This window comes from Brevibacterium sp. Lmc1, assembly GCF_057654315.1.
This window is the reverse complement of record NZ_CM172803.1, coordinates 856,499-874,493: the sequence shown is the minus strand read 5'-3', so window position 1 is coordinate 874,493 and position 17,995 is coordinate 856,499. Positions and strand designations below refer to the sequence as shown.

Annotated in this window: 6 protein-coding genes and 5 rRNA genes; 1 reads left to right on the top strand and 10 read right to left on the bottom strand. The window is 58.4% G+C overall.

Translation table 11 applies throughout. The annotated features are described in order from the left end of the window. Positions 1–40 precede the first annotated feature (40 nt). On the bottom strand, positions 41–2,161 hold the full coding sequence (locus AC239G_RS03705; RefSeq protein WP_487489842.1) for an ABC transporter ATP-binding protein: 2,121 nt from the start codon (positions 2,159–2,161) through the stop codon (positions 41–43). A gap of 1 nt (position 2,162) precedes the next feature. Continuing rightward, the gene (locus tag AC239G_RS03700) at positions 2,163–3,896 is read right to left on the bottom strand and encodes an ABC transporter ATP-binding protein (protein WP_487489841.1); all 1,734 of its coding nucleotides are present in this window, start codon (positions 3,894–3,896) and stop codon (positions 2,163–2,165) included. Between the two features lie 215 nt (positions 3,897–4,111). On the opposite strand from AC239G_RS03700, the gene AC239G_RS03695 reads away from it, so the two are divergent. Continuing rightward, a complete protein-coding gene (locus tag AC239G_RS03695) occupies positions 4,112–5,221 on the top strand; it encodes a DUF6882 domain-containing protein (protein ID WP_487489840.1) in 1,110 nt (369 codons plus the stop codon). Between the two features lie 78 nt (positions 5,222–5,299). Here the strand turns inward: AC239G_RS03695 and AC239G_RS03690 are convergent, their stop codons facing one another. From AC239G_RS03690 to AC239G_RS03655, 8 genes are all read right to left on the bottom strand, one after another. Then, complete coding sequence (locus AC239G_RS03690) at positions 5,300–6,349, bottom strand: DoxX family protein (protein WP_487489839.1); 1,050 nt, start codon at positions 6,347–6,349, stop codon at positions 5,300–5,302. A 240-nt stretch (positions 6,350–6,589) separates the two neighbouring features. Continuing rightward, a 5S ribosomal RNA gene (gene rrf, locus AC239G_RS03685) occupies positions 6,590–6,708 on the bottom strand. Between the two features lie 186 nt (positions 6,709–6,894). Continuing rightward, positions 6,895–10,009: ribosomal RNA gene (locus AC239G_RS03680) — 23S ribosomal RNA — on the bottom strand. A gap of 423 nt (positions 10,010–10,432) precedes the next feature. Continuing rightward, positions 10,433–11,960 (bottom strand): 16S ribosomal RNA (locus AC239G_RS03675). Together the 16S, 23S and 5S rRNA genes form the textbook arrangement of a ribosomal RNA operon. A 567-nt stretch (positions 11,961–12,527) precedes the next feature. Next, complete coding sequence (locus tag AC239G_RS03670) at positions 12,528–13,769, bottom strand: type II toxin-antitoxin system HipA family toxin (RefSeq protein ID WP_487489838.1); 1,242 nt, start codon at positions 13,767–13,769, stop codon at positions 12,528–12,530. Next, entirely contained in the window at positions 13,766–14,059 is a 294-nt protein-coding gene (locus AC239G_RS03665) for a helix-turn-helix domain-containing protein (protein ID WP_264800642.1), read from the bottom strand. Before AC239G_RS03665 ends, AC239G_RS03670 begins: the two co-directional genes overlap by 4 nt. Positions 14,060–14,467: 408 nt before the next feature. Continuing rightward, positions 14,468–14,586, bottom strand: a 5S ribosomal RNA gene (gene rrf, locus AC239G_RS03660). Positions 14,587–14,772: 186 nt separating this feature from the next. Continuing rightward, positions 14,773–17,888: ribosomal RNA gene (locus AC239G_RS03655) — 23S ribosomal RNA — on the bottom strand. Positions 17,889–17,995: the final 107 nt, after the last annotated feature.

Genomic DNA, 17,995 nt, shown 5'->3' with positions numbered 1-17,995 from the left:
CCGAGCTCAAGCTCGGGGACCCTGCCACTTTTCGGAACGATCAGGCTTGCGGAGAGCGGCCTTCCTCTGCCGGCGCCTCGGGGCTTTCACCTTCGGCATCCGGTCCGTCCGCGCTGTCGCTGTCAGAGGCCGCAGCCTCGTCGACCGACGCACCGGCCTCGGCCTCGGCAAGCACCTCGGCAGTGAACTGCTCCTCGGCATCCTCCCCGCGGAACTGCGACATGTACAGCCGGTGGTAGGCGCCTTCTGCCGCGAGCAGCTGCTCGTGGTTGCCGTGTTCGACGATCGCTCCGTCCTCCATCACGAGAATGGTATGAGCGTCACGGATCGTCGACAGCCGGTGGGCGATGACGAACGACGTCCGATCGGTTCGCAGCGCTGCCATCGCCTGCTGCACCAGCACCTCGGTGCGGGTGTCGACCGATGAGGTCGCCTCGTCGAGGATGAGCAGTGAGGGGTCGGCGAGGAACGCTCGAGCGATGGTGATGAGCTGCCGTTCGCCGGCCGAGACGCTGCCGCCGTCGGAATCGATGACGGTGTCATAGCCGTCGGGCAGCTGGCGCACGAACCTGTCGACCATCGTCGCCTTGGCGGCTGCGACGACTTCCTCATCGGTGGCGCCCAACCGGCCGTAGCGGATGTTGTCGGCGATGGTGCCTTCGAACAGCCACGCATCCTGGAGCACCATGCCCACATGCGAGCGGAGGTCGGCCCGGCTGAGGTCGCGGGTGTCGATGCCGTCGAGGTAGATGGTTCCGCCCGTGATCTCGTAGAAGCGCATCACGAGGTTGACCAAGGTGGTCTTGCCGGCACCGGTCGGGCCGACGATCGCCACCGTATGTCCCGGTTCGGCGGTGAAGGACACCTTCTCGATGAGAGGCGTCTCCGGAGCATACCGGAAGCTCACTTCGGAGAATTCGACCTTGCCCGGAGTGCGCGGGGGCAGTTCTTGCTGCACCTCGTCGGGGTCCTCCTCCTCGGCGTCGAGCAGTTCGAAGGTCCGCTCCGCCGAGGCGACACCGGACTGGAGCATATTCGCAACACCGGCCATTTCGGAGATCGGCTGCGAGAACTCACGTGAGTACTGGATGAACGCGGTCGCATCACCGAGCGTCATCTGTCCCGTCGCCACCTTGAGTCCGCCGGCGACGGCGATGAGGACATAGCTGAGGTAGGACACGAACTGCATTGAGGGCATGATCATGCCGGAGACGAACTGTGCTCCTGCCGAAGCCTTGTACAGCGATTCGTTGCGACGGTCGAACTCCTCGAGCATGGCCTCGTCACGACCGAAGGCCCTGACGATGTCAAGGCCGGAGAATGACTCTTCCACGTGCCCGTTGACCTCACCGGTGTGCTTCCACTGCGCCTTGAACAGCTTCTGCGAACGGGTGCCGATGACGCCGGCGATGATCGCCGACAGCGGCAGAGCGATGAGAGCCAGCAGTGCGAGCTGCCAGGACACGATGAACATCATCACGCCGATGCCGATGATCGTCAGCGCAGACTGCACGAGCTGCGAGAACGCCTGCTGCAGGGCCTGCTGGATGTTGTCGACGTCGTTGGTCACTCGCGACATCACGTCGCCGCGCTGCCGGGTGTCGAAGTAGCGCAGCGGCAGCCGGTTGATCTTGCGCTCGATGTCCTCACGCAGTCGGTAGACGACGCGCATGACCAGGGCGTTGAGGATGTACCCCTGCGCCCACATGAGCATCGAGGCCACGAGGTACATGAGCAGGACGGCGATGATGATCTGACCGAGCGCGGTGAAGTCGATTCCCTGTCCGGGCACGACATCGGCGGTGGCGAGCATATCGGCGAAGTCGTCACGGCCTTCGGCGCGTGCCCCGGCGATGATGTCGTCGATGTTCGCACCCGCGGGCAGCTGAGCGCCGATGACTCCGGAGTAGACGACGTCCATCGCCTTGCCGAGGACCTTCGGGGCGATGACGGTGAGGACGACTGAGCCGACGACGAGGGCGACGACGTAGATCATGCCCTTCTTCTCGCTGGCCATGAGTCCGAACAGCCGTTTGACCGAGGGCCAGAAGTGCTTGGCCTTGCGCGGAGGTGTGCCTCCGCTCATCTCCAGCTCTTCGCCGCTGGGGATGTATTCGTCTTCCGCTGCCACCACGGTCTCTGTGGAGGTGTCGTTGGCCATGTCAGTTCACCTCTTCCGTGGTCAGCTGGGATTCGATGATCTCGCGGTAGGTCGGGTTCGCCTCGGCGAGTTCCTCATGGGTGCCGCGTCCGACGATCTTCCCGGCCTCGAGGACGATGATCTGATCGGCGTCGCGGATCGTGGACACGCGTTGGGCGACGACGATGACGGTCGCCTCCCCCGTCGATTCGTCGAGGGCCGCCCGCAACCGTGCGTCGGTGGCGACGTCGAGGGCGGAGAACGAATCGTCGAAGACATAGATCTGCGGTTTCACCGTCAGGGCTCTGGCGATGCAGAGGCGCTGACGCTGCCCGCCGGAGTAGTTCGTGCCTCCCTGGGCAACCCGTTCGTCGAGCTGGTCTTCTTTCTCGGCGACGAAGTCGTCGGCCTGAGCGATGCGCAGGGCCTCCCACAGCTCGTCATCGGTGGCGTCGTCATTGCCGAAGCGCAGGTTGGAAGCGATGGTGCCGGAGAACAGGTACGGCTTCTGCGGCACCAGACCGATCAGTTTGGCCAGCTGGTGACGGTTGAACTCGGTGACGGGCGTTCCGTCGATGAGGATCTCGCCGTCCTGGGGGTCGATGAGTCTGGGGATGAGGTTGACGATCGTCGACTTGCCGGCACCGGTCGATCCGATGATCGCGGTGGTCGTTCCGGGCCGGGCGGTGAAGTTCAGTCCTTCGATGACAGGCACCTCGGCGCCGGGGTAGCCGAAGGTGACGTTGCGGAATTCGAGCTCACCACGGCTGGGCATCTCCGTGACACCGGCAGGGATGGTCATCGTGCTGCGGGTGTCGAGGATCTCCGCGATGCGTTCGGCGCAGACGACGGCGCGCGGAATCATCATCATCATGAACACACCCATCATCACGGCCACGAGGATCTGCAGCAGATACTGCAGGAACGCGGTCAGCGATCCCACTTCCATCTGTCCGGCGTCGACACGGTGCCCGCCGAACCACAGGACAGCTGCGGTCGCGAGGTGCAGGATCATCATGATGGCGGGGAACATGAGCACGAACAGGTTGCCGACCTTGACCGAGGTTTCGGTCAGGGCTCGGTTGGCATCGGCGTAGCGGTCGGTCTCGAAGGGCTCGCGAACGAAGGCGCGGATGACGCGGATGCCGGTGATCTGTTCGCGCAGCACACCGTTGATGTCGTCGACCTGGTCCTGCATGCGGCGGAACAGCGGCATGAGGAGGTAGACGAGGATGGCGACGACGACGAAGAGGACCGGCACGGAGACCCACACCAGCCAGGACAGCCCGGCGTCTTCCCGCAGGGCCATGATGATGCCGCCGATGCACATGATCGGTGTCGAGACCATGAAGTTCAGGGTCATGAGCACGAGCATCTGAACCTGTTGGACGTCGTTGGTGTTGCGGGTGATGAGGGTGGCGGATCCGAACTTTCCGACTTCGAGCATCGACAGGTCGTCGACTTGACGGTAGATGGCTCTGCGGAGGTCGCGGCCGACACCCATTCCCGTGCGGGCGCCGAAGTAGATCGCGGTGATCGCAGTGACGACCTGCACGAGGCAGACGAGCAGCATCGTCATGCCCGTCGACCAGATGAAGTCGGTATCGCCCTTGGCGACTCCCTCGTCGATGATCCGGGCGTTGAGGCTGGGCAGGTACAGTGCTGCGATGGTCGAGGCAAGCTGCAGGATCACGACCAGAGTGATGAACGGCCAGTAGTTTTTGGCGTATTTCAGGGACAGGCGGAGTAATGCCACGTTGAACGTCCTGAGTGATGAGTGACTGATGATGGAGGCGTGAGAGTTGCGAAGCGCAACAGACTACCTTACATTGATTCTCCTCTCAGAGATAGACGAGCCGGCGGCAGATCGTGGCGTTCTGCCACGACCTCCACTTCACCATGAGGCACTGACACGGCCTTCGCACCGCGTGCCTCCTCGCTTCTCGGGCGCTCCCGCATACGCTTGAAAGCATGAGCTCAACTCTGCAGGACCTGGTCAATCGTGCCGTCTTCTATTCGACGGAGGTGCAGACGCATTTCGGTGCGCTCATCGCCGACGCCGAGTGGGAAGTCGACTTCAGCTCCGACCCGCACCTGACGTTCACGTCGGCCGAGGGCGCCGTCCTGCGCACCCGGCCGCATCTGCTCGGATCGGAGTCAGGCAGGGAGAAGACGTGGCTGTGGGGTTGGGAGAACGTCAATGACTTCCCCGATGCCGTCGTCGGGCTCTCCCACGAGGTGCGCAAGTTCGGGGCCGCTGAGGACGTCAGCGAGCTCACGACACCTGAGCTCTCCCTCGATGAGGAGCTCGCACTGCGGCTGACCCTGGCATCGAAGGAGGCCACCGACAAGTGGGCCCACTATCCTGCCGCCGCCGGCGCCGGGACCACTGTCTGGCTCCTCGTCGATGCCGCCGAGATCGCCCTGCCCGCACCGCAGGTCAAGGTCTCTGTGAGGGCGCTCATGCAGGGACTGACGCAGACGACGGTGACCGACCACCGCGCGGCCATCGAAGCGTACGTCGCCAAACGCGGCATTCCGACGGCAGAGCTCCCCGAGGGTGGCCTGCGGATGCTGTTCGCCGACGGCTCGGCCGACCTGTCTTTCGACGATCAGCGTCGCATCTCCAACTGCGACCTGAATGCACCACTGGAGGGCGAGGCCGCCGAGCAGTACGCCGCCGCGGAACCCACAGGCACCCCCACCGAGGCGGCCGCCGCCTCTCGCGCGACCGATTCGACTTCCGCTCCCGCCGCGAAGGATGTTGCCGCACCACCTGCTTCGACCCCAGCGACACCGACGCCTGCTCAGATAGAGGAGCCTGCGCCCACAGAGACCGTGCCGGACGAGAAGCCGGCAGCGGAAGCGGCCCCGGCGGCCGAGGCTCAGGCCGAGGAAGCTGCAGAGCCTGCGGCGGAGGCTACGGACGCCGCACGCGGACAGCAGCAGCCGGAAGACGAGCGGCCGCTCGCAGATGGGTCTGTCGAACCCGCCGAGGCGGAGACTCCGATCGAGGAAGAGCCGAGCAAGGAGGCCAAGCCGAAGAAGAAGGGTCTGTTCTCCAAGCTGTTCGGACGCTGATGCGCCGCTGAGCTGTTGGATCCCTGAAGGATGTTCGGGCCCCGCCGACCGGCGGGGCCCCACATAATTCATCGGCTTTCAGCGGTTGACGGGCGTCTCGGGTCCCCAGCGGAAGCCTCGGTCGAAGAGGAACCTTCGCTCCTCGTCATTGCGCAGCGTCAGTTCCGAGTCCGCTGTTTGAAGAGAGAACTTCCCCTCTCCGACCTTCGAGTACCGGAACTCTACCGTGCCGGAGGGAGCGCGAATAAGCGTCTGAGCCCCTTTGCGGACGGGGTAGAGCTTCGCTGTGATCGACTGGCCTTCGACGCTGTAGATACCGTCCTGGAAGTCTCCGTCGGAGTACCGCACGCTCATTCTCTTGCCCTTGCCTGAGCCTATCTGCCCGAAAGCGATCTGAGTGATGTCTGCGGTTGCATGGTCGGTGCCTTCGATCGGGGCAGGCTTGCCTGACGCGGTGACGGTATAGACGCCTGAGATCTCCTCAGGGGTCCCAGGCCGGCCCCAGTTGAGACTGATTCCGGTGGCCAGTCCGCTGCCGACGATGATGACGACAGCGAGTATCGGGGAGACCCAGCGGGTGATACGAACGAAGATCCGGTTCTGCCAGATGAGGCCGCTGACCGCTGGCCCGACGCTGCGCCCGAGTGCGAATCTCGCGACTCGGGGCACGTTGGGGATGAGAAGGACGAGACCGACCAGGGCCATCGCTCCTGAGAGCTGCTTCACCGGCACGTCGAACGTCAGGTTGAGAAGGAAGACCACGCTCATGTCCAGAGCCGCGATGAGTGCGCCGAGCCAGGCAGAACGACGGAAGAGCAGCAGGATGACAGCGAGAAGCTCGGCCAGACCCGCCAGGAATTGAACGGTCGGGGAGAACGCCATGAAACGCCACAGCAGACCCATGGGGCTCATCTCGCCGTACTGGACTAATGCGTCGGCGTAGTCCGCATAGCCCATCTGAACGTGGAAGATCTTCGTCCAGGCGTAGGGCAGGAGCGCGATCGCCAATCCGATGCGCAGCAGCCAATGCAGGGCCCAGAGGATACCGAACCAGCGCGACCGTGAACGAGCCTGTTGAGCGTCCGGCTCTGCTGGTTGAACGTGCAGTGCAGTATCGTTCGTCGTCATAATGTTCACATTACTGACAAAACGACTTGTCCCGAAGTAGGGTTCTCCGGACTACTCCAAAAGACATCCCCCACCCCTATTGCTACCTGACGGGGGTGCAGCTACCTAGCGCCAGGTAGCTGCGCCCCCGCCAGGTAGCAATAGAGCGCGTACCAATAGGCCCGACCATTCCACCCGCGAATAGAAGAAAGGCCCCACCCGACCAAACGGTCAGATGAGGCCTCCCCCACTAAAAAATTATTGCGGCAGTCACTTACTCTCCCACAACCACCAAGTTGCAGTACCATCAGCGCGAATGGGCTTAGCTACCGGGATCGGAACGGTTAACCGGGCGTTTCCCCACCACTATCACCACCGCAAAACCAACAAACCACCACCACAACCCCACACAGGGTTGTCAGCGGTAGTGGTCCAAGAACCGCACAGCGAACGCGAACACCAAAACTATGTCATGCACACCCCACAAAACGGGGCGCATTCTCTCATCACAACCAGAAAGGCGAATAAAGACTCTTCGCACACACCAACCCCACTAAAGGGAAAAAGTTGGTGAGTGATCGGTGTATTAGTACCAGTCAACTCCACACCTTACAGTGCTTCCATACCCGGCCTATCAACCCCATCATCTATAGGACACCTCCCCTGACAAAAGTCAGTTGGAAATCTCATCTCGGAGCCGGCTTCCCGCTTAGATGCTTTCAGCGGTTATCCATCCCGAACGTAGCCAACCAGCCATGCTCCTGGCGGAACAACTGGCACACCAGAGGTTCGTCCGTCCCGGTCCTCTCGTACTAAGGACAGACCTCCACAAATTTCCTACGCACGCAGCGGATAGGGACCGAACTGTCTCACGACGTTCTAAACCCAGCTCGCGTACCGCTTTAATGGGCGAACAGCCCAACCCTTGGGACCGACTCCAGCCCCAGGATGCGACGAGCCGACATCGAGGTGCCAAACCATGCCGTCGATATGGACTCTTGGGCAAGATCAGCCTGTTATCCCCGAGGTACCTTTTATCCGTTGAGCGACCACGCTTCCACAAGCCATGGCCGGGTCACTAGTCCCAGCTTTCGCTCCTGCTCGACACGTCCGTCTCACAGTCAAGCTCCCTTGTGCACTTACACTCGACACCTGATTGCCAACCAGGCTGAGGGAACCTTTGGGCGCCTCCGTTACTCTTTAGGAGGCAACCGCCCCAGTTAAACTACCCATCAGGCACTGTCCCTGAACCCGATCAGGGTCCGAAGTTAAGGAATCCACTATGGTCAGAGTGGTATTTCACCGATCGACTCCACCCCAACTAGCGTCAGGGCTTCCCAGTCTTCCACCTATCCTACACAAACCACACCGAATCCCAATACCAAACTATAGTGAAGGTCTCGGGGTCTTTCCGTCCTGCTGCGCGTAACGAGCATCTTTACTCGTAATGCAATTTCGCCGAGTTCGTGGTTGAGACAGCAGAGAAGTCGTTACGCCATTCGTGCAGGTCGGAACTTACCCGACAAGGAATTTCGCTACCTTAGGATGGTTATAGTTACCACCGCCGTTTACTGGGGCTTAAATTCTCCGCTTCACCCTTACGGGTTAACAGGTCCTCTTAACCTTCCAGCACCGGGCAGGCGTCAGTCCGTATACATCGACTTACATCTTCGCACGGACCTGTGTTTTTAATAAACAGTCGCTTCTCTCTGGCCTCTGCGACCACCACCAGCACATCCCCAAGCAAGTTGGGTTCACCGGGATGGTCCCCCTTCTCCCGAAGTTACGGGGGCATTTTGCCGAGTTCCTTAACCACGATTCTCTCGATCACCTTAGTATTCTCTACTCGACCACCTGTGTCGGTTATAGGGTACGGGCAACACACACCCTCACGTCGATGCTTTTCTCGGCAGCAGAGGATCACCAGATCACCCCACCAATGTGGGGCGCCCATCAGCTCTCACACTCTATGCGGGGACGGATTTACCTACCCCCACGTGCTACAACCTTAGACCGTGACTACCATCGCACGGCCTGGCTACCTTTCTGCGTCACACCTCACGCTTACCGACTCCACACTCAGGTCCCACCCGCAACCCCAACATCAAGTCCGAAGACTCAAAGGAGGAATTGGATGGTTAGTATCGTGTGTTTTGGTACTGTCGGTTGTGTGTCGGTACCAGAATATCAACTGGTTGTCCATCGACTACGCCTGTCGGCCTCGCCTTAGGTCCCGACTTACCCAGGGCGGATTAGCCTAGCCCTGGAACCCTTGGTCATCCGGTGGACGGGTTTCTCACCCGTCTTTCGCTACTCATGCCTGCATTCTCACTCGAATCGCCTCCACCACTCGTTCACACGGCAGCTTCTCCGGCAACTCGACGCTCCCCTACCCAACACCACACCATTACGGCGATTGTGGTGCTGCCACAACTTCGGCGGTGTACTTAGCCCCGCTACATTATCGGCGCTCAATCACTTGACCAGTGAGCTATTACGCACTCTTTCAAGGGTGGCTGCTTCTAAGCCAACCTCCTGGTTGTCTTCGCAACTGAACATCCTTTCCCACTGAGCACACGCTTAGGGGCCTTAGTTGATGGTCTGGGCTGTTTCCCTCTCGACAATGAAGCTTATCCCCCACTGTCTCACTGCCACGCTGAACCTTGACTGGCATTCGGAGTTTAGTTGACGTCAGTAACCCGGTAGGGCCCATCAGCCATCCAGTAGCTCTACCTCCAGCAAGAACCACGCAACGCTGCACCTAAATGCATTTCGGGGAGAACCAGCTATCACAGAGTTTGATTGGCCTTTCACCCCTAACCACAGGTCATCCCCTCCATTTTCAACTGAAGTGGGTGCGGGCCTCCACGCGCTCTTACACACGCTTCACCCTGCCCATGGCTAGATCACTCCGCTTCGGGTCTAGGACACGCGACTGGAACGCCCTATTCGGACTCGCTTTCGCTACGGCTACCCCACACGGGTTAACCTCGCCACGCACCGCTAACTCGCAGGCTCATTCTTCAAAAGGCACGCCATCACAGTCATCTAGATACTGCTCTGACGGATTGTAAGCACATGGTTTCAGGTACTCTTTCACTCCCCTCCCGGGGTACTTTTCACCATTCCCTCACGGTACTATTCCGCTATCGGTCATCAGGAAGTATTTAGCCTTACCAGGTGGTCCTGGCAGATTCACACGAAATTCCACGAGTTCCGTGCTACTCGGGCATGCACACACTGCGAACAGTCAGCGTTTCGTCTACGGGACTCTCACCCACTCCGGTCCTGTTTCCCACCAGGTTCGACTACACCAACAACACTCACAGACCGGTCATGCTGGACCGGACCACGTACACCCCACAACACCCCTGCAGCAACACCAGCACGCTTGACACTGCACAGGTTTAGGCTCATCCAGTTTCGCTCGCCACTACTCCCGGAATCATTGTTATTTTCTCTTCCTGCGGGTACTGAGATGTTTCACTTCCCCGCGTTCCCTCCACATGCCCTATATATTCAGACACGGGTCACCACCCTCACGAGTGGCGGGGTTTCCCCATTCGGAGACCCTCGGATCAACGCCTGTTTATCGGCTCCCCGAGGCTTATCGCAGATTTCCACGTCCTTCATCGGCTCCTGATGCCAAGGCATCCACCATGCGCTCTTACACACTCACCCAACCCCCAAAAAAGGGACCAGCTTCATGTGCGCGAAAAATATTGTTTCATTCACCTTAACTAGATGATGACAAGAAAAATCACATTACATAAACACCACACAAATATGGTGTTTGATGCTCGCGTCCACTATACGATTCTCAAACCACTACCAAACACCCACCACCACACAACCGCTTCACGCTGCTGCCTGTTGGTCGGGTTGGTCCTGTTGGTTGAAACCACACCCACACAATCGTGTGGGGTTTGTGATTCCAGGACCCAATAACGTGTTCGTTCTAGCCCACCCGATCACTCACCGCACCCGGGGCATTGACCCCAGCCGGGCTGTGTGGGCAAGCGGAAGAAGTGATGTTCCACCCTTGAGCTCTCATGATGACCACATACGGGTCATACCATGAGGATCTTAATGTGTGCTCCTTAGAAAGGAGGTGATCCAGCCGCACCTTCCGGTACGGCTACCTTGTTACGACTTAGTCCCAATCACCAGTCCCACCTTAGACGGCCCCCTCCCACAAGTGGGTTGGGACACCGGCTTCGGGTGTTACCGACTTTCGTGACTTGACGGGCGGTGTGTACAAGGCCCGGGAACGTATTCACCGCAGCGTTGCTGATCTGCGATTACTAGCGACTCCGACTTCACGTAGTCGAATTGCAGACTACGATCCGAACTGAGACTGGCTTTAAGGGATTCGCTTACCCTCACGGGTTCGCCTCTCTCTGTACCAGCCATTGTAGCATGCGTGAAGCCCAAGACATAAAGGGCATGATGATTTGACGTCATCCCCACCTTCCTCCGAGTTGACCCCGGCAGTCTCCTATGAGTTCCCACCATCACGTGCTGGCAACATAGAACGAGGGTTGCGCTCGTTGCGGGACTTAACCCAACATCTCACGACACGAGCTGACGACAACCATGCACCACCTGTACACCAGCTCCAAAGAGAAGAACTGTTTCCAGAACGGTCCAGTGTATGTCAAGCCTTGGTAAGGTTCTTCGCGTTGCATCGAATTAATCCGCATGCTCCGCCGCTTGTGCGGGCCCCCGTCAATTCCTTTGAGTTTTAGCCTTGCGACCGTACTCCCCAGGCGGGGCACTTAATGCGTTAGCTACGGCGCGGAGAACGTGGAATGTCCCCCACACCTAGTGCCCAACGTTTACGGCATGGACTACCAGGGTATCTAATCCTGTTCGCTCCCCATGCTTTCGCTCCTCAGTGTCAGTTACAGCCCAGAGTCCCGCCTTCGCCACCGGTGTTCCTCCTGATATCTGCGCATTTCACCGCTACACCAGGAATTCCAGACTCCCCTACTGCACTCTAGTCAGCCCGTACCCACTGCACGCGCAACGTTAAGCGTTGCGTTTCCACAGCAGACGTGACCAACCACCTACGAGCTCTTTACGCCCAATAATTCCGGACAACGCTCGTACCCTACGTATTACCGCGGCTGCTGGCACGTAGTTAGCCGGTACTTCTTCTGCAGGTACCGTCACTTTCGCTTCTTCCCTGCTGAAAGCGGTTTACAACCCGAAGGCCGTCATCCCGCACGCTGCGTCGCTGCATCAGGGTTTCCCCCATTGTGCAATATTCCCCACTGCTGCCTCCCGTAGGAGTCTGGGCCGTGTCTCAGTCCCAGTGTGGCCGGTCGCCCTCTCAGGCCGGCTACCCGTCGTCGCCTTGGTAGGCCATTACCCCACCAACAAGCTGATAGGCCGCGAGCCCATCCCCGATCGAAAAACTTTCCACCAACCCTCATGCGAGGGATGGTCGTATCCGGTATTAGACCCGGTTTCCCAGGCTTATCCCGAAATCAGGGGCAGGTTACTCACGTGTTACTCACCCGTTCGCCACTCATCCACCAACAGCAAGCTGTCGGCTTCAGCGTTCGACTTGCATGTGTTAAGCACGCAGCCAGCGTTCGTCCTGAGCCAGGATCAAACTCTCCATAAAAAACTTTATGTTACGAATGAATCCCAGCAAGACAGCCAACCCCTCACGGGGTGAGAAGGTTGACCAAAAAATACTGACCAAACACACCATCCACCCATGTGATGCGAGAGGTTCGGCGAAGAACCACCCACCACAGGTGAACCACTGTTTGGCCAGGTGATTGTCTTACCAGAAAATAAAATGTTCTGGCATCACAACTTGTTCAAACAAACACGCTATTGGATTCTCAAACCACAAACACACACCCATCACCACACCACACAAATACGCAGCATGTTCACTGGGGGTATCAGTTTCCTTTTCGGTTACCCACCCGATCGCCTGAACCCGTGGAACAAACCGTGTTTGTCCTGGTCAGACCCGGTAGAAACAGTGTCTCGAAGACCGTGTTTCCGGCGGGGCAACGAGATATAACTCTAGACCACCCCAGAGCCACCGTGCAAATCCAAAACCGACTTTCTCCACGTGACACCCACCACACAGCCTGCAGTGCTCAACGATGTCCCCTTGCAGAGAGGCCGGCCGCACCCCAGCCCTTGCACCAACCGAGCCCGAATGCCGCGCGATTCAGCTGCCCGGGCGGACAGCTTTGCGCAGGCGTGCGAGCTGCTCGTCGATGACGGCACCCACCTCGGTGATCTCTGTCTGTCGGATCCCCCGTTCCACAGCCCGCGACCTCCACCCCTCGACTGCGCTCACGACCTCATTGAGCACCGACACTGCGGTCGGCTTCGTCAGATGGCAGAGAGAGGCGAATTCGAGCAGCGCCTCGGCTTCGGTCTCCGCGGACACGACGCCATTGATCGCTGTCTGCCGTTCGACCGCGGGTTCCGGTTCCGGGTTGATGTCGAAAGCCGGGCTCAGCTGCCATCCCGCGTCCGCCCGTATGAAGCCATGGTTACGCAAATGATCATCCGTATTGTGCAGTGCAACTGAGAATGCCACTCGGCGAAACAGTTCCGCACAGTCGCTGCGCCAGCGCCGGCTGTGGTCTTCGATAGCTTCGACGATATCGAGATAGTCACCGGCTTCTCCGTCTCGATGCCCGGTTGCTGTCATCGCACTCATATATCCGATCCGACGGTCAACCGCGCGATCGAATCTCTGCAGAAGGAGCACAGATCTCTCGTCGATACTCAGCAACCGAGATTCAGTGGTGTCGATTCCGGCCCTGCGGGCGAGTTCGAGTGCCAGGCTCTCCCACGCGATGACGTCTCGATCGTCGCCAGGTCGGGAGAACTTCGCAATTGACAGCTTTCCCTCATCGTCCACCACAGATGCCTTGGGCCGCGCCCCTCCCAGAGACCCTGTCCCAGCGTCAAGGAGGCGCTTCACAGCCGTGCCCGACCCTTCTGCGGCCCCATCAGCAGCCCGCTGCAGTTCGGGCAAAGAAAGAAGCTTCGGTACTCGGCTCGAAGGGCTGAGAAAGTCTTCGTCGGCAGCACGACGAAACCGCAGAGCTCCCTGTCGAGTGCGATCGCTGACTCCGAGCAGGAAGTCAATATCTGTCAGGCGGCGGTCACGGACGAAGCCGTCGGCGACCTGCCGCCGATGCTCCTTCGCCACGAGATTACGACCCCATCGGTCAGGAGAACAGTCGGCGAATGCTCCCGGCAAACCGGGTACGCTGAACGGGACCGTCGACAGTGGGAGCTCTGGGTCGACGGAATAGGCCCATCGAGCTCCCACATATTCATCGGAGTATTTGAACGTCGTCGAGATATGCCCCCGTGCCATGTGGAAATACGCAGTACCGACGAATACCGCCGTTCCGCCATGGTCCAATTCAACCCGGATCTGCTCACTCATCGACGAACCCTGTCCGGAAGCGTTTCAGCAGAACGCAGTCTGCCGACATCGGTGCTCAAAGGATCGAATGAGGCGGACACGTGGTCGAGCTGCCCCAGTGCCTGCATAACCGACATCACTGCGCCGATTGATACCCCTGCATCACCCCGTTCGACTTTCTGGAGCGTCGATCGAGAGATGCCGGCCCGCTCCGCGACTTCGACAGCCTTGAGCGACTGCATGAGTCGCCACCGACGAATCGAGGATCCGATCTCGGTGAGACGGCGATCCACTTGGCGAGTGACGCTCATTTCGACTCCTTATGAGTGCAATAAACACCGTACGGCCAATTAACGACTAGAATACGCGCCATTAGATCAACTGGCAATGACGATTTCGGACGGATCGGTGGCCGGCTGCTGTCCGGAAGGACTCCACAAGATCTCCGCACGTCTGCGAGAACACCACTCTCAGTTGCCGGCGACAAGCCGGAGAATACACGAATGGTCTCGTCCGACTCCCACTGAGAGTCGCACGAGACCATTTGCTACCTGACGGGGGTGCAGCAACCCCGCGCCAGGTAGCAGTACCCCCGTCAGGTAGTAATAAGCACCGGGCATCCCACCCACACGTGAAAACACACAACACACGCACTCGTTCGTGAATACAGTAATGGCCCCGCCCAAAAACTGGACGAGGCCATCACCACTAAAAAATTATTGCGGCAGTCACTTACTCTCCCACAACCACCAAGTTGCAGTACCATCAGCGCGAATGGGCTTAGCTACCGGGATCGGAACGGTTAACCGGGCGTTTCCCCACCACTATCACCACCGCAAAACCAACAAACCACCACCACAACCCCACACAGGGTTGTCAGCGGTAGTGGTCCAAGAACCGCACAGCGAACGCGAACACCAAAACTATGTCATGCACACCCCACAAAACGGGGCGCATTCTCTCATCACAACCAGAAAGGCGAATAAAGACTCTTCGCACACACCAACCCCACTAAAGGGAAAAAGTTGGTGAGTGATCGGTGTATTAGTACCAGTCAACTCCACACCTTACAGTGCTTCCATACCCGGCCTATCAACCCCATCATCTATAGGACACCTCCCCTGACAAAAGTCAGTTGGAAATCTCATCTCGGAGCCGGCTTCCCGCTTAGATGCTTTCAGCGGTTATCCATCCCGAACGTAGCCAACCAGCCATGCTCCTGGCGGAACAACTGGCACACCAGAGGTTCGTCCGTCCCGGTCCTCTCGTACTAAGGACAGACCTCCACAAATTTCCTACGCACGCAGCGGATAGGGACCGAACTGTCTCACGACGTTCTAAACCCAGCTCGCGTACCGCTTTAATGGGCGAACAGCCCAACCCTTGGGACCGACTCCAGCCCCAGGATGCGACGAGCCGACATCGAGGTGCCAAACCATGCCGTCGATATGGACTCTTGGGCAAGATCAGCCTGTTATCCCCGAGGTACCTTTTATCCGTTGAGCGACCACGCTTCCACAAGCCATGGCCGGGTCACTAGTCCCAGCTTTCGCTCCTGCTCGACACGTCCGTCTCACAGTCAAGCTCCCTTGTGCACTTACACTCGACACCTGATTGCCAACCAGGCTGAGGGAACCTTTGGGCGCCTCCGTTACTCTTTAGGAGGCAACCGCCCCAGTTAAACTACCCATCAGGCACTGTCCCTGAACCCGATCAGGGTCCGAAGTTAAGGAATCCACTATGGTCAGAGTGGTATTTCACCGATCGACTCCACCCCAACTAGCGTCAGGGCTTCCCAGTCTTCCACCTATCCTACACAAACCACACCGAATCCCAATACCAAACTATAGTGAAGGTCTCGGGGTCTTTCCGTCCTGCTGCGCGTAACGAGCATCTTTACTCGTAATGCAATTTCGCCGAGTTCGTGGTTGAGACAGCAGAGAAGTCGTTACGCCATTCGTGCAGGTCGGAACTTACCCGACAAGGAATTTCGCTACCTTAGGATGGTTATAGTTACCACCGCCGTTTACTGGGGCTTAAATTCTCCGCTTCACCCTTACGGGTTAACAGGTCCTCTTAACCTTCCAGCACCGGGCAGGCGTCAGTCCGTATACATCGACTTACATCTTCGCACGGACCTGTGTTTTTAATAAACAGTCGCTTCTCTCTGGCCTCTGCGACCACCACCAGCACATCCCCAAGCAAGTTGGGTTCACCGGGATGGTCCCCCTTCTCCCGAAGTTACGGGGGCATTTTGCCGAGTTCCTTAACCACGATTCTCTCGATCACCTTAGTATTCTCTACTCGACCACCTGTGTCGGTTATAGGGTACGGGCAACACACACCCTCACGTCGATGCTTTTCTCGGCAGCAGAGGATCACCAGATCACCCCACCAATGTGGGGCGCCCATCAGCTCTCACACTCTATGCGGGGACGGATTTACCTACCCCCACGTGCTACAACCTTAGACCGTGACTACCATCGCACGGCCTGGCTACCTTTCTGCGTCACACCTCACGCTTACCGACTCCACACTCAGGTCCCACCCGCAACCCCAACATCAAGTCCGAAGACTCAAAGGAGGAATTGGATGGTTAGTATCGTGTGTTTTGGTACTGTCGGTTGTGTGTCGGTACCAGAATATCAACTGGTTGTCCATCGACTACGCCTGTCGGCCTCGCCTTAGGTCCCGACTTACCCAGGGCGGATTAGCCTAGCCCTGGAACCCTTGGTCATCCGGTGGACGGGTTTCTCACCCGTCTTTCGCTACTCATGCCTGCATTCTCACTCGAATCGCCTCCACCACTCGTTCACACGGCAGCTTCTCCGGCAACTCGACGCTCCCCTACCCAACACCACACCATTACGGCGATTGTGGTGCTGCCACAACTTCGGCGGTGTACTTAGCCCCGCTACATTATCGGCGCTCAATCACTTGACCAGTGAGCTATTACGCACTCTTTCAAGGGTGGCTGCTTCTAAGCCAACCTCCTGGTTGTCTTCGCAACTGAACATCCTTTCCCACTGAGCACACGCTTAGGGGCCTTAGTTGATGGTCTGGGCTGTTTCCCTCTCGACAATGAAGCTTATCCCCCACTGTCTCACTGCCACGCTGAACCTTGACTGGCATTCGGAGTTTAGTTGACGTCAGTAACCCGGTAGGGCCCATCAGCCATCCAGTAGCTCTACCTCCAGCAAGAACCACGCAACGCTGCACCTAAATGCATTTCGGGGAGAACCAGCTATCACAGAGTTTGATTGGCCTTTCACCCCTAACCACAGGTCATCCCCTCCATTTTCAACTGAAGTGGGTGCGGGCCTCCACGCGCTCTTACACACGCTTCACCCTGCCCATGGCTAGATCACTCCGCTTCGGGTCTAGGACACGCGACTAGGATCGCCCTATTCGGACTCGCTTTCGCTACGGCTACCCCACACGGGTTAACCTCGCCACGCACCGCTAACTCGCAGGCTCATTCTTCAAAAGGCACGCCATCACAGTCATCTAGATACTGCTCTGACGGATTGTAAGCACATGGTTTCAGGTACTCTTTCACTCCCCTCCCGGGGTACTTTTCACCATTCCCTCACGGTACTTATCCGCTATCGGTCATCAGGAAGTATTTAGCCTTACCAGGTGGTCCTGGCAGATTCACACGAAATTCCACGAGTTCCGTGCTACTCGGGCATGCACACACTGCGAACAGTCAGCGTTTCGTCTACGGGACTCTCACCCACTCCGGTCCTGTTTCCCACCAGGTTCGACTACACCAACAACACTCACAGACCGGTCATGCTGGACCGGACCACGTACACCCCACAACACCCCTGCAGCAACACCAGCACGCTTGACACTGCACAGGTTTAGGCTCATCCAGTTTCGCTCGCCACTACTCCCGGAATCATTGTTATTTTCTCTTCCTGCGGGTACTGAGATGTTTCACTTCCCCGCGTTCCCTCCACATGCCCTATATATTCAGACACGGGTCACCACCCTCACGAGTGGCGGGGTTTCCCCATTCGGAGACCCTCGGATCAACGCCTGTTTATCGGCTCCCCGAGGCTTATCGCAGATTTCCACGTCCTTCATCGGCTCCTGATGCCAAGGCATCCACCATGCGCTCTTACACACTCACCCAACCCCCAAAAAAGGGACCAGCTTCATGTGCGCGAAAAATATTGTTTCATTCACCTTAACTAGATGATGACAAGAAAAATCACATTACATAAACACCACACAAATAT